The sequence below is a fragment of the Pseudomonas sp. GD03862 genome (genome assembly GCF_029840855.1).
Lineage (GTDB): Bacteria > Pseudomonadota > Gammaproteobacteria > Pseudomonadales > Pseudomonadaceae > Aquipseudomonas > Aquipseudomonas alloputida.
On sequence record NZ_JAOCDI010000020.1, the window covers coordinates 59,118 to 72,112 of the forward strand.

Below are 12,995 nucleotides of genomic sequence, written 5' to 3' on the forward strand. Positions count from 1 at the left end.
GTGATTTTGGTTTTAGTACCGCCAGTGATGTGGAGTTATGTCAGCTCAGTAATCACTCAAGAAAAGTGAATAGTGGGGCTGATCACTGCGTGTTCGGAGGTGCTGCGATTCGGAAGTATGCGAGGCATTCATGTTGGAGGTTTCTCTTATTGTTGTGTCATAGACCCCCTCCTTTACAGGAGGGGGATTGCTGCAGACAGCTTGCGTGGAGCTGCCTGCGAACTCAGCGCTTCAGCAGATCGAGTGCGACGTCGACGATCATGTCTTCCTGGCCACCGACCATACGGCGTTTGCCCAGCTCGACCAGAATGTCTACTGCCTTGATGCCGTAGCGAGCAGCTGCAACTTCTGCATGGCGAAGGAAGCTCGAATAAACGCCGGCGTAGCCGAGAGCGAGAGTCTCGCGGTCAACACGTACAGGACGATCCTGGAGTGGGCGAACCAAATCATCTGCTGCGTCCATAAGAGCGTACAGATCAGTGCCGTGGTTCCAGCCCAGCTTGTCTGCGGCTGCAATGAAGACTTCCAAGGGAGCATTGCCAGCACCGGCGCCCATGCCCGACAGGCTCGCGTCGATGCGGTCACAGCCTTCCTCGACGGCGACGATCGAGTTGGCAACGCCGAGGCTCAGGTTATGGTGCGCGTGAATACCGGTATGAGTGGCCGGGTCGAGGACTGCCTTCACTGCGCGGAAGCGGGCACGAATGTCATCCATATTCATCGCGCCGCCGGAGTCGACGACGTAAATGCAGGTGGCACCGTAGCTTTCCATCAGTTTTGCCTGCTGCCCGAGCCCTTCCGGGGTCTGCATATGGCTCATCATCAGGAAGCCAACCGTGTCCATGCCGAGCTCACGGGCGTACTCGATGTGCTGTTTGGAGACGTCTGCCTCGGTGCAATGGGTAGCCACACGTACAACACGAGCACCCGCGGTATAGGCTGCTTTGAGGTCGTGTAGAGTACCGATGCCCGGGAGCAGCAACGTTGCAATCTTGGCGTGCTTCACTGCGTCGGCGGCAGCTTCGATCCACTCGATATCGGTGTGCGCGCCAAAGCCGTAGTTGAAGCTGGAGCCTTGAAGGCCGTCGCCATGCGCGACCTCGATCGAGTCGACCTTGGCGGCATCCAGTGCGCGAGCGATGGCCTGGACCTGATCCAGTGAGTACTGGTGACGAATGGCGTGCATACCATCACGCAGGGTCACGTCCGAGATGTAAAGCTTCTTACCGTTCATATCTGCGCTCCTCAGGCCTGGCTCATCGACTGTGCCATGCGCTCGGCGGTAGCGAGCGCGGCAGAAGTCATGATGTCGAGATTGCCTGCGTACGCTGGCAAGTAATGGGCAGCACCTTCGACCTCAAGGAAAACTGAGGTCTTCAGGCCACTGAATTTGCCTTGGCCAGGAATGTTCAGTGGGGCAGACTCAGGGATGACTTCAAACTGCACTTTCTGCTTGAGGCGGTAGCCAGGGACATACGCATGCACTGCGGCAACCATTTCTTCAATGGAGGCTTCAACCTGATCCTGGTCCGCAGCTTCAGACAACACGTAGACGGTGTCGCGCATCATCAGAGGAGGCTCAGCCGGGTTCATGATGATGATGGCTTTACCTTTGGCTGCACCGCCGATCACCTCGATGGCTTTCGATGTGGTTTCGGTGAATTCGTCGATGTTGGCTCGGGTGCCCGGGCCTGCCGATTTGGAGGCAATCGATGCAACAATCTCTGCGTAATGCACTTTGGCTACACGCGATACTGCAGCGACCATTGGAATAGTTGCCTGCCCGCCGCACGTAACCATGTTCAGGTTCTGCGCGTTGACGTGCTCTTCGAGGTTCACCACCGGCACGCAATAAGGGCCGATAGCTGCCGGAGTAAGGTCGATCACTCGAATGCCCGGCTTGCACTCACGCAGCATGGCGTCGTTTTTGACATGAGCGCCGGCACTGGTTGCATCGAAGACGAAATCGATGTCAGCAAATTCTGGCATTTTGACCAGGCCCGCGACACCCTCGTGGGTTGTGGCGACGCCCATTCGGCCTGCGCGGGCAAGGCCGTCAGATGCGGGGTCGATACCAACCATCACGGCCATTTCCAGATGCTTTGAATTGCGCAGGATCTTGATCATCAAGTCGGTGCCGATGTTTCCGGAGCCGACGATGGCGACTTTGCGTTTTGTTGTCATTACTAGATCTCCATCACTCGACACTGAACGACACGCCGACGCGGCCAAGGCCTTCAATTTCGGCTTCAAAATGATCACCTGGGCTCACGCCAACCATTGGCCCCAGGGCGCCAGTGAGGATGATGTCGCCTGCTCTGAGAGGCTCACCAAACTCAGCCATTGTGCGGGCGAGCCAAACGGCCGCATTCAGCGGGTTGCCCAGGCACTCAGCACCACTTCCGGAACTGACGACCTCACCATTTTTGGAGAGGCGCATCGTTGCACCACGCAGGTCAAGGCCATCGATGCGCTGCGCAGGGCCACCGAGCACAAAGCACCCGCTTGATGCGTTGTCAGCCACGGTGTCGGCGAACTTGATGTTCCAGCCTTCGATGCGGCTGCCGACAATTTCGAGCGCCGGGAGAACCCAGCCAGTTGCGGCAATGACGTCTGCGAAGGTTGTAGAAGCGCTAGGCAGGTCGCGTTCCAGAACCAGTGCAATTTCCGCCTCAATCTTGGGCTGCAGAACACGCTCGAACGGAACCACTTCGTTGTCGCCGTACGCCATGTCGGCAAACAGGCAACCGAAGTCCGGTTGGTCTACGCCCAGCTGCGCCTGGACCTTAGGGTTGGTCAAGCCGATTTTTCGGCCCACCAGGCGTTGCCCATTGGCGATGGCGTAGGCTTGGTTCAGGCGTTGAATCGCATAGGCACTTTCCACATTCGTGGCGCCGATGACGTCACGCAGTGGTCCAACAGGCTCGCCCTTTCCTTCAGCTCTGCGCAGATCAGCCGCCAAGCGCTCAAGGGTCTCTTGTGTGATGTTCATGCTGACCTCGATCAGTGGGTGAGGAAGTCGAGAACCATGCGGTTGAACTTGTCCGCGTGTTCCCATTGGGCCCAGTGGCCGCATTTGTTGAAGACATGCAGTTGAGAATTGGGAATGCCAGCAACCAGACGCAGGCCAGTATCCATAGGGACAAAGCGGTCGTTGCGACCCCAAACTACGAGGGTTTCGGCCTGAATCTCGCCGAGACGATGACCGAAGTCGGGGAATTGCTTGAGGTTCGCAGCGAGGCTCGCGGTGAAGTTTTCGAGATGATCTTTACGAGCCAGCATGTTGTCGAGGCGTGCTTGGAACAGCTCCTCCGTGAGATCGCTGGTGTCGTAGACGAAGATGTTCATCATCTTCTTGAGGTTCTCGATCGTTGGCTCGCGGTACAGTCCGTTCAGCAGCTTGATACCTTCAGTTGGCATCGACACGAATGGGCTGACCCCACCGGTGCCACCGCCCATAAGCACGAGCTTGCCTACGCGCTCAGGCCAGGTCAGCGTGAACGCCACGGCAGTGTGGCCACCCATGGAGTTGCCGAGCAGGTGTACTTTGTCCAGATCCAGCTTATCGACCAACCCTTTCAGAACGCGGGCATTAAGATCGGAGCGAGAGCCGGTGCTGACGATCGAATCACTTTTGCTCCAGCCAGGGCAGTCCATGAGAATGACCCGGAAACCGGCTTCTACCAGTGGCTCGATGTTGCGATTGAAGTTAGCCCAGCCGCTAGCACCAGGGCCGGAACCATGCAGCATGACAACGGTTTCTTTGCCTTCACCGCAGTCGTTGTAATGAATATTCAGATCCAGCTCGCCGTCTTGGATGCGAACGAATTTGCTGGTGCCTTTTTCAGTAATTGCAGTCACGATTGATTCTCCGTGAAGGTGTGTTAGCGCTGAGAGTGCGCACTGATAGAGCCGAAGCCTGCGATCCACTCCGGGATCTCTCGGTAGTAGCGATCTGTCGCGGTATATGCGCCGTGGGCAGCGAGTGCTGAGAACGCAGCGACCCAGGCCTTGACCTCATGCGTGGATTTACCGGCCAATTCGGAAAGATGTGCGTTGGGGAGTTGATCCAGGTCGCTTAGCAGGTCCTGCTCAACAACGTCGAGGAAGTACTTATCCCACTCAGGGTTCAGCGGATGCAGGGTGGTCTGGTCTTCGACAAACCGCTCAGCTGCAATGACCACTCGTTGAGTGCGAGCGGTACGTTCGTCTTCTGGCAGATTGCGGCCACTTCCCATGAGCCGATCAGCCATCCGGGCATCGACTTTGGCTAACTCTGGAACTGGCGGTTGGTGTGAAAGGCCTCCCGACCCAAGGAACAGCACCCGCTTGTTCAGAGTGCGGGTGAATCGACCGACCGCATCACCCATCAATCTGACTCGTTCGAAGGTAGGCAGGGGCGGGGCCACGCAGTTCACGAAGATCGGCAAGACCGGATACATGTCTAAACCGCCAAGAAGAAATTCGAGCGGTTGAGCGAAGCCGTGGTCGACCTGCATGCGATACGAAACAGGCATGTCGATGCCATTGCGGAGCAGAGAATCAGCGCAAGCTTCAGCGATAGATTTGGGCACAGAGAGGGTGCCGGCGAGCGAGCCAAAATCGCCTATGGCTTCAGCCGCCATGCCCAGGCAGAAAGGGGGCATGACATCGTAGAAGAAGCCGTTGTAATGGTCTGGAGCGAAAAGCACCACGAGCTCAGGATCGAAAGCAGCGATGCGTGCACGGGCAGCGCGGACCACCCCATCCACTTCATCGAGCACATTCTTGGGCGGATCGAAATGCCCGATGAGGGGCGTGTGCGATAGGCAATGCAGGTAAGCGTTCATCGATACGACACCTTCACGTCGTGCCCCAGTGCAGGCCGCCTCGCACTGGGACGGCATGAGCGTCTCCTCAACTCCCAACAGAGGTAGAGGGGCAACGCCATGCAGGTAGATTTGTTTTTGTCTGCCTAATCATCATGCACGCTAGAATGCTAGCATGCAAGCTTGACGATGCCCGCTCATCGTCGGATGGATCCTCCCCGTGGCAATGGGCCGCGACGTATGACGAAGCGATGGGTGCAAAAATCTGGTTTACTATCCGAAATGCTAGTATGCAAGCCAGTTAGCGAAATGTTGAACCGTGCACTCAGTTCTAGGAAAACCATACCGATGCAAGTGGCAAACAAGAAGACCGCTATCTATCAGCACATTTTGGAACGCCTACTGAGTCGTAGGTATGCGTTCGGTGAAAAAATCCTGGTCAAGGAAATTGGCGAAGAGACTGGTGTCAGTCGTCAGCCGATCATGACCGCGCTGAACAGCCTCCAGGAGAGGGGCTTTGTTGTGATCACAGCCCAGGTTGGATGTGAGGTTGTGCACCCTACACGTTTGGAAGTCGATGACTTCTACCAGATGTTCGCGAACAACGAAGCGCTAATCGCAGGGCTTGCGGCTGAACGTGGGTCCCCTGATGATGTGCTGCGTATGTCTGAGATCAACGACAAAATTAGAAGCATCAACCCAGCTCACAGCGATGCCGCCGACAGCTATCGAACATTGAACGTCGAATTCCATCGCCTGCTGCACGCAATGGCAAAATCGCCAATACTCTCGGCGCGCCAAGTGGCAAATTTTGAGCTGTCCGACTTTTTCATCGTGCAGACCTGTGGCTTCCAAGTGCATTTGGATGCTGCTACTGATGAGCACGATGAGATTCTTGCAGCGCTGAAAACCCGGAACAAAAAGGCCGCAGCCAATGCGGCTGCGAGCCATATTCACAGTGTGGCGAAGGATGTCGTTTCTAAAATGCCTGAGGATGCGAAGCTCGCCTCATAGTGGGAAGGCGAACTCAAGCCACACCGAGTCGCCTTTAGGGCCGTTTTTGACCGCGGTCTCACGCATCCACTTGAGGACGACTCCTGACTTTTGATCGAACGCATAGAAGATCTGGGGGCCAACGGCGAATTTACTCAGCCGATTTCCATCATCGAGGTCACCATGGTCGTAGCGATCGTCGGTGACCTGTTTGGTGTAATAACCCACTAAGCCCAACTGGACCTTGGGATTCGACTGCAGCCTGTAGCCGAGCAGGTAGTCAACGTTGAATACGTTGCCCGAGCGATAGTCGGTGTCATCGTTCTTCGCATTGATGGTGAAGGTGGGAGCAATCGAGACCTCCCAGTTAGGGTGGGGGAACCAGGTTAAGTCGAATTCCTGGGTATAGCTCGCATTGCCTGTCGGACTATTCGCTAACTTATTGCCGTCATAGTTACCCAATGGGACGAAGGCGCTGAACCCCGTTAGCAAATGCAAATTTTCCGAAGGCGAGTAGCCGACATACAGAGGGGTCAGGTACAGTTGCCTGAATCCGGAGTCTGTGTCGCTGTTTCCAAACGCCTCAACCTTGATCTTGTTTGCTGATCCGATGATTCCGCTGCTGAGTGTAACGCCGCTATCAAATTTCACATCCCATGTGTGCACCACCCGAATAGCCTGCACAAAGTTCTCCAAGCTAAATCCGGGTACGGAAGATTTTCCGCTGTTGTCTTTAAAGCTATCCGCTTTGTAGTAGGCGGTGTAACTGTACAAAGAAGTTTCACCTGGGGGAGGCAATATTGCTGGAAGAACAGTTTGTACGCCTAGCGGCCAAACGGTATCCCCATTTTCAGCACCGTAACATAGCGAAGAAACGAGCAAAGAGCAGCCGAGCGCGCTGGCAACGCCAGCGCGAGTTACATAATTTTTCATTGTTATTATCCTATGTAATTTTTACCGCTGAGAGTGGGCACCAATCAGAACGAATGTAACCAGTGCAGGTTCGGTCCCTGGATTTCGCCAAGCATGAATGTTGCCCTGCTGCACTACGATGTCTCCGCTCGCGAGCTCCCTGATCTGTCCGTCGTCCAGTTCGAGGACGAGAGGACCTTTGACGACAATGCCGTAGTCGACTGTCGGAGAAGCGTGCATACCTGGTCGCTCAGGGTCGAAGCATTCATAAAGCCCGAGCAGGTGGCGTTGCTGCTCTGCATGAGCTTCATCGGGATTGAAATCCGAGGACTGGAAGATTGTGTCAGGCGGGAAGCTCACCGCCAGGCATTTAGTTTCACCGGGCTGAGGCAGCAGTGAAGAGGTGGCTTGAACTGGGTCGTCAAATGCTTCAGGAAGGGTGGGAGACGCCTCCGTTTGCCAGATTAAAGAGGTAGCGAATCCTGGAATCGCTTTGTATTCATAGGTCTGAGGCGCCAAATCGTCGGAAAGGAACACAGCTTTACCATTCTGCGTACCCGCAACCACTCGTCTCACTTTCATGTTCGGTCTCCGATTGAGCGCCGCTCGATCGAGCGGCGCTGCTGTTCAGGCCAGGCTGGGATTAATTACAACGTTGGTGAAACCGCCTTTGCGGTCTGCTATTGCATCCATTGCCTCGTTGACCTGTTCGATGGCGAAGACCTCTTGGTCGAATACCGAAAGATCCAAGGTGCCGGCAGCAGCCATTTCGGCCATGTCCTGACCTTCTGCCACAGTGAACCAGAGGGAGCCGATCACGCTGATCTGGAAGCACATGAGTTTGAACATCGGTACCGGCAGATCCTCAGACATACCGCCGATGTCCACCATGCGGCCGCCGCGGCGAAGCGCACCAATCGCCTCAACGGTAAGTTCATGAGGAGCGCCCGGGCCAACCGCATCAATGAAGACGTCAGCACCGAGCTCATCGGTGTGCTTCCGAACCCAATCACCCAGTGGCTCGTCGCCGACGGAAATAGTGAAAATGCGATCTGGGGCGAGCGCGCGTACGCGCTCTAGCAATTGACGGTTTCGGGCCATCGCGAAGATTTTTGTAGCACCCATGGCCAGGGCAAGCAGGACGGCCCCAAGTCCTAGTGTTCCGGTGGCGCCACTGATCAGCACAGACTGACCAGAACACACGCCTGCTTTTCGAAGGGCCGAATAGGCGGTGCCGAGATAGCCAAACCGACATCCTTGCTCGAAGGATATCGCTTCAGGGAGCTTGACCAAGCCCGACGCTGGCGCGGTCATGTATTGGCACAATCCGCCGTAGGGGTAGTCTTCGAAGATTTCTTGAGAGCCTGGGCCAAACCCGAAGTAGCCCTGGAAGGTGAATGCGGTGCAGTTTATGTGCTGACCGCGCAAGCAGGCATGACAGGAGCCGCAGCTACGGCCGGGGTTCACGTACACGCGGTCTCCGACTTTGATGCCGTGCACGCCCTCACCCACTTCCTTGACGATGCCTGCGGCGTCCAAGCCATAGACTGCCGGCAGCTTTGGGAGGGGAAGGTAAGGGAACCAGGTGGAGTAGCTCTCGATGACATTGCGAAGGTTGGGCACCAAGTTGCAAGCCTTCACTTCAACAACAACGTCGTGTGCACGTGGTTTCGGGATCTCGATCGAGTCGAGCTGGAACGTCGGACCGACCTTATGCAGACGGGCAGCTTTCATCATGCTCATTTCTATTTTCCTTATTTTCATTGGGCCAATGGCCCTGGGCACTCACAGAGGGAGCCCTAGCTCCAAAGAGCTAAAGCATTCATCTGCTTGGTAAATCGAGTAGGAGAAGGCTCGGCCAGACGGCAGCCTTTAGAGGATGAGGTCACCCGGTAGCGGGATGACAGGAGTGAGAAGTCTTTGCACGCAATGCTGACCATGATGGGCACCGCTGGTTTGTAGTTATGAATTTATAATGCCTCACTAAAATGCTAGCATGCAAGATATGTTTCGATAGACGGAGCTGAGCGCCTACCGCAATCCATTTTTACCCTGATCCCGATCAGGCGCTGTCATCAGCCTCGCTGATTTGAGGTGTCAGAGTGATTCCGCCGTCTTACATCCGGAGATGTGGCCAAGGACTCTCATGACTAGCCGTCATCCGAATGGGTCTGCTCCTCGCATGCTAGCCGTTCCGGATGCCATCTCATGAAAGTCAGTGGTCCTTTGATTCCGCTCGTGCACTACATGCCGCACCTTGTGCTACAGCTTGAGTGTCTACACCAGCCATCAGGATGACTTCTTCATCTTGGGAGGTGATGTGCTCAGCGGCATAGCGCATGTCTGCAGCACCGCCGAACTCTTCGAAGCCGATCAGGTTCGGAAGGCTGCAGCGCGAGGGCTCGAGCGATCGCCATACGCTCCACCCCAAAGATGGTTTTTATGTGCTTTCGCATATCCCAAGGCGAAATCAGCTCCCGTGCTGACTCCTAACCAAGTGGTTTGTGAAGAGATCGTAGGTGACGTGATGCGAATACGGTGGCCAATCGGTGTAAATCGTCCCGAATCAATCAGACGCTGATCCTTTGGATAGGGCTGACCGCTGGCGATTAGGTCAGCTATGGAACCTTGCACGCATGTCGATCAACCAGTGGCAGCTTTTACCATCGCCTCGATCAGGGCGATCTGAGCTGCCTGCAACTTGTCAATCGCAGCCTCATCATGGCTGATGATGAACTTCTGAATGGTGCTCAAGTCCTCATGCAGCGCTGACTTAGGTGATAAAAGGGTTATCTCGACAGCTGCGGCGTGCAGAAACTGCGAGCAGAGGTTTCGACCATGGGCGGTTCGACCAGCATACAACGGTATGGTCACGCCATTTTGCATGATCACTGCGTACTTAAAGTGCGCATCGTACTCATGCAACCGGGGATGATACTGAGAGACGAAATCTGTGTGGCCGGGATAATCAACGAGCTCACGTCCAAAGTTTTCAGATTGTGTCCTGCCCTTGAGCCGATTACAGCGTTCGCAGCTGACGGCAAGATTCCAAAAGTGCAGGGTGAATCTTGGGTGCTCAGCCCGGGGTAGCACATGTTCTATAGGGCGCGAGTTGCCGCCTTTAAGTAAGGCCTGTCGGCAATAACAACACTGCTCCCCCTGCAGTTCAGCCAGGTGGTCTCGTAGAGCGGACATCAGATCCGATCCGGTTATTGCACCTGCTGGTGTTTGCCACTCAGTCGCGTAGAATTCGGCCCATACATCACGGTTTTCCCTACGCGCAGCATCAAAGAAGCTCTCGTCCTGCATGATCTGCGCTGCATGGGGACGACGCCTCACTCGCCGATGGCATTTGGCCAAATATTGCGCTTCTTCTACTTGTTGGTCACGCCCGACGGGTAACAAAGTCACTGTCCGCTCTCCCCCGTCTCTTGCGCCAGGGCCTGCAACTGGTCCAATGCCTCGCGAGTTTTTTCGATCAGGTCCAGCTCGCTATCAAGGGATGAGCTGCGCAACTGTCCAGTCGCAGCGTCTACGGTGCGCTGCATGACAGCCAGTTCCTCTTCCAAGCGGGAGACGGTCTGTAGATTTTTATCCTCCGCGTTCACAGCTTTGATGGCCTCCGAAACAATCGCGGCACATCGTTCGTAGACTTGTCGGTTGTTCTCAGTGTGGGTGCCAAAGCCAGTGAATAGCACGCGCTCAACTGAACCGCGATCGTGAATTCGCAGAGGAATCAGTTGCTGATCTTGCGCCACAAAGCAGTGATTGCTGGCGCTCAACGCACTCGTAACCAGAAGAGGGGAGTGAGTCGCAATCACCATGTCGCAATCGAAGTGCTCACACATTTTACTCAGCATGATGGGCAACAAGCGCTGCCAACTCACATGCAGACTTATCTCTGGTTCATCGATCAAAATGCGTGCGTTAGGGGTTGCCGAAACGATGATTTTCACGAGTAACGTCAGCATCTGTTGTTCTCCCGAACTTAGCTCGGAGAATGGCGTGACCTCGCTTCGTGCGCTCATGCGTCCCAGCGCAGGCTGCATAGTCGCTAGAGTATTTGGCTGAACTAAATCGATATTTTCACTGGCGAGATCACTCAGCAACACGGTCGAGCTGATCATTAGGTGGTTGTCTCGAACGCTCGATTCAGCTGCGTAGGGCATCAAGTAGCGGCGTGCCCTGAAGTCCAAGAGCTCCAATCCCATGCTAAAGGCGGCGAGTCGATGAGGGTCGCAATGAATGTCATAGATCTTTTTACCCATGTCCAAGGCTAGCTTCTTCAATGACGCGGTTGAGCCGGTGCCGCGGCTACCCTCGTAGCGAAAAAAAACATCCTCTTTATTCTTTTGGGAGCGATGGGGAAAGCGATCATTGAAACCAAATGCTACACCGATGGTAGCGCACCCTTGCTCAACCGACAGCTCTGCAATCTCACGCAGCAACAAGCTCTTTCCCGCACCATTATTTCCAATCACATAGATCGGCTCGCGGGTCTGTCGCTTAGCCGCTAGCAGCTCTGTGACCACAGTATGATCAAGACCAGAGGCCCAGAGGCGGGGGGATTGAGTGCTCAAATAGTCATGCGCTTGTAGCCGTGCATGGTTCTCCAATACCTCAGTCCTCGATATAAGTGCACAGAGGCCCGGTACGTCACGATAACCCTCGCTAAACTCCCGTGTATAGATATTGTGCAGACGCTTGTCACTGGTGTTAGTGACCTCCTGCGAGGACCAGTCGGCAGGTCGGTGATCATTCTCCCAGGTCAGGACCAAGCGAGCCGCGAATTCCGCCAGTGCGATCCAACCCCCACGATGATTGGGGGAGAGCAGCGATCGCATGTCTACCATTAGCACGGATTCCCGCGAAGCGTTCGAATGGGCACGCAGCACCCAGGCGCTATGAGACACGGTCACATTACGGCTTCCCGAGGGGAAATCGATCACCGCAACCAGCATCTTCGATTCAACGAGCCACTCTCGAATACGTCTAAGCTCGGTTTTGGAAGCGGTCCGATCTAAACCGGGAACTACCACCACACCTTCGAGAAAATGATTGCGGCCCAGCAATGCTTCCAGCATCTGGATTGAGGTATCGGCGGCGGAGGCTATCTGCGGCTGTCGATCGCCAGCAGAGGCACGGTTTGCCAGCTTCCGAGGGGCATTGATTAGAACGAAGTCTCCCCGCGACAGCTGTATGGTATTGAAACTCTTCTCTGCGAGTTGCTTCGTGTTGGCATGCAGGAACTCCATGCGAAGCTCAAATTCAAACTCCCAACCCTTGAAGGATCGAATAAAGGCGGTGGGCCATTCTGGACGGATAGTTGACGTGCCGGAGGGGGAGAGTGATAAGAATTCGCCCGTCAAGGCAAACGCCTCGACCCGCCTGCTAGTTTGACCAGCTAATATACTCGAGAATCTGGCGACCATACTCAGGTAGCGTGAGCTGGCTCCGAGGTTAGCGGCCGCGCTGGCGAAAAATAGATAATCGAATAGTCTCAGTGCTTCAACAGGCGAGCGAGGTAATTCACTGTCAATGGCCTGGAATGCTTCCAAAAAGAAGAGTCTGTCGATGACCGGTGCAAAAAAATCTGTCCGACGCGGCAAGTCCATGGTGCTAATTATCTCTTCTCGGATATTGCGCCATTGTGCATCGAATTCATAATCATCTTTTGAGTGAATGAGATCTTTGAAAGGGAATCGCTTGGACGAAATCGATATCAGCTCACGGTCGAGAGCTACAATAAACAGCATCTGCAGCAGGGCTTTGTCCACTTGCAGCTCATCGTTCCGCTCGCGCGAGGCGACGCGCTTCTTCAGTAAACTCCAAAATTTGCCAGCGGAAAAATCCTTTTCATCAAACATCTTGAGCTACCGTTGTTTATTATAATAAATGGAGAATAGTCCGCGCTGTTGGCGGTCGTGCTGTGCTGGTTTTGCTGCGGAGGAAGCTGTTAGCGCGGGCTGGGTTTCAGCTCTTGGTAACCGTATCAATTGCCCTCCTTGCTCAAAAAGCACTAGTTGAATTTGGTTGGCTGGATCACCCGAACCATTCCACAGCCCTGAGTCTGTGGACCACAGGCGCAGCGCAAATCCAGGGCGGGCAGCAAGCGTGCGGCGATCCGAAAGCCCCCTTCGTTATGATCCTGCAATGATAAACCGGCACGGCGTGGGAAGCGAAGTCAGGCTGCGTTGGTATGCGAAACCCCAACTCGGCGATCCGCGGCGAGCAGGGGCATGCAGAACCTAACGATGCTCTTGGATACTTACACCAAGGACT

11 protein-coding genes and 1 pseudogene are annotated in these 12,995 nt (G+C 55.0%); 1 reads left to right on the top strand and 11 read right to left on the bottom strand.

All coding sequences use genetic code 11. The features are described 5' to 3' along the window. Window positions 1-223: 223 nt before the first annotated feature. From mhpE to mhpB, 5 genes are read right to left on the bottom strand one after another with little or no spacing between them, the layout of a single operon-like run. The gene (gene mhpE, locus N5D53_RS14880) at window positions 224-1,234 is read right to left on the bottom strand and encodes a 4-hydroxy-2-oxovalerate aldolase (RefSeq protein ID WP_221101010.1); all 1,011 of its coding nucleotides are present in this window, start codon (window positions 1,232-1,234) and stop codon (window positions 224-226) included. Between the two features lie 11 nt (window positions 1,235-1,245). Beyond that, complete coding sequence (locus tag N5D53_RS14885) at window positions 1,246-2,184, bottom strand: acetaldehyde dehydrogenase (acetylating) (RefSeq protein ID WP_156867044.1); 939 nt, start codon at window positions 2,182-2,184, stop codon at window positions 1,246-1,248. Window positions 2,185-2,197: 13 nt separating this feature from the next. After that, on the bottom strand, window positions 2,198-2,992 hold the full coding sequence (mhpD, locus tag N5D53_RS14890) for a 2-keto-4-pentenoate hydratase (RefSeq protein ID WP_019437720.1): 795 nt from the start codon (window positions 2,990-2,992) through the stop codon (window positions 2,198-2,200). Between the two features lie 11 nt (window positions 2,993-3,003). Then, window positions 3,004-3,861 (bottom strand): alpha/beta fold hydrolase, encoded by an 858-nt coding sequence (locus N5D53_RS14895; protein ID WP_172402805.1) that lies wholly within the window; start codon window positions 3,859-3,861, stop codon window positions 3,004-3,006. Between the two features lie 23 nt (window positions 3,862-3,884). After that, a complete protein-coding gene (mhpB, locus tag N5D53_RS14900; protein ID WP_221101011.1) occupies window positions 3,885-4,829 on the bottom strand; it encodes a 3-carboxyethylcatechol 2,3-dioxygenase in 945 nt (314 codons plus the stop codon). Window positions 4,830-5,156: 327 nt separating this feature from the next. Here mhpB and N5D53_RS14905 point away from each other — a divergent pair, with 327 nt between their 5' ends. After that, window positions 5,157-5,822, top strand: coding sequence for a GntR family transcriptional regulator (locus N5D53_RS14905; protein ID WP_156867047.1), 666 nt, complete (start codon window positions 5,157-5,159; stop codon window positions 5,820-5,822). On the opposite strand, the gene N5D53_RS14910 is transcribed toward N5D53_RS14905, so the two are convergent. The 6 genes and pseudogenes from N5D53_RS14910 to N5D53_RS14935 all read right to left on the bottom strand — a co-directional run bounded on the left by N5D53_RS14910 (window position 5,817) and on the right by N5D53_RS14935 (window position 12,580). Beyond that, window positions 5,817-6,734, bottom strand: coding sequence for a transporter (locus N5D53_RS14910; protein ID WP_259674181.1), 918 nt, complete (start codon window positions 6,732-6,734; stop codon window positions 5,817-5,819). The two genes, N5D53_RS14905 and N5D53_RS14910, sit on opposite strands and share 6 nt — an antisense overlap. A gap of 21 nt (window positions 6,735-6,755) precedes the next feature. Beyond that, window positions 6,756-7,295 (bottom strand): cupin domain-containing protein, encoded by a 540-nt coding sequence (locus N5D53_RS14915; protein WP_221101012.1) that lies wholly within the window; start codon window positions 7,293-7,295, stop codon window positions 6,756-6,758. Between the two features lie 45 nt (window positions 7,296-7,340). Beyond that, a complete protein-coding gene (locus N5D53_RS14920; protein WP_221101013.1) occupies window positions 7,341-8,456 on the bottom strand; it encodes an alcohol dehydrogenase catalytic domain-containing protein in 1,116 nt (371 codons plus the stop codon). Between the two features lie 520 nt (window positions 8,457-8,976). Further along, window positions 8,977-9,096: pseudogene (locus N5D53_RS14925) on the bottom strand (dihydrodipicolinate synthase family protein); the annotation flags it as partial. A 260-nt stretch (window positions 9,097-9,356) separates the two neighbouring features. Then, complete coding sequence (locus N5D53_RS14930; RefSeq protein ID WP_221101014.1) at window positions 9,357-10,124, bottom strand: hypothetical protein; 768 nt, start codon at window positions 10,122-10,124, stop codon at window positions 9,357-9,359. Next, window positions 10,121-12,580 carry an AAA family ATPase gene (locus tag N5D53_RS14935; protein ID WP_279840513.1) on the bottom strand — a complete coding sequence of 820 codons (2,460 nt, stop codon included), beginning with the start codon at window positions 12,578-12,580 and terminating at the stop codon, window positions 10,121-10,123. Before N5D53_RS14935 ends, N5D53_RS14930 begins: the two co-directional genes overlap by 4 nt. Between the last annotated feature and the right edge of the window lie 415 nt (window positions 12,581-12,995).

What these genes read in the sequence shown, in the direction of transcription:
- mhpE (WP_221101010.1), bottom strand. Translation starts at nt 1,234, where the DNA reads ATGAACGGTAAGAAGCTTTACATCTCGGACGTGACCCTGCGTGATGGT.
- N5D53_RS14885 (WP_156867044.1), bottom strand. Translation starts at nt 2,184, where the DNA reads ATGACAACAAAACGCAAAGTCGCCATCGTCGGCTCCGGAAACATCGGC.
- mhpD (WP_019437720.1), bottom strand. Translation starts at nt 2,992, where the DNA reads ATGAACATCACACAAGAGACCCTTGAGCGCTTGGCGGCTGATCTGCGC.
- mhpB (WP_221101011.1), bottom strand. Translation starts at nt 4,829, where the DNA reads ATGAACGCTTACCTGCATTGCCTATCGCACACGCCCCTCATCGGGCAT.
- N5D53_RS14905 (WP_156867047.1), top strand. Translation starts at nt 5,157, where the DNA reads ATGCAAGTGGCAAACAAGAAGACCGCTATCTATCAGCACATTTTGGAA.
- N5D53_RS14910 (WP_259674181.1), bottom strand. Translation starts at nt 6,734, where the DNA reads ATGAAAAATTATGTAACTCGCGCTGGCGTTGCCAGCGCGCTCGGCTGC.
- N5D53_RS14915 (WP_221101012.1), bottom strand. Translation starts at nt 7,295, where the DNA reads ATGAAAGTGAGACGAGTGGTTGCGGGTACGCAGAATGGTAAAGCTGTG.
- N5D53_RS14920 (WP_221101013.1), bottom strand. Translation starts at nt 8,456, where the DNA reads ATGAGCATGATGAAAGCTGCCCGTCTGCATAAGGTCGGTCCGACGTTC.
- N5D53_RS14935 (WP_279840513.1), bottom strand. Translation starts at nt 12,580, where the DNA reads ATGTTTGATGAAAAGGATTTTTCCGCTGGCAAATTTTGGAGTTTACTG.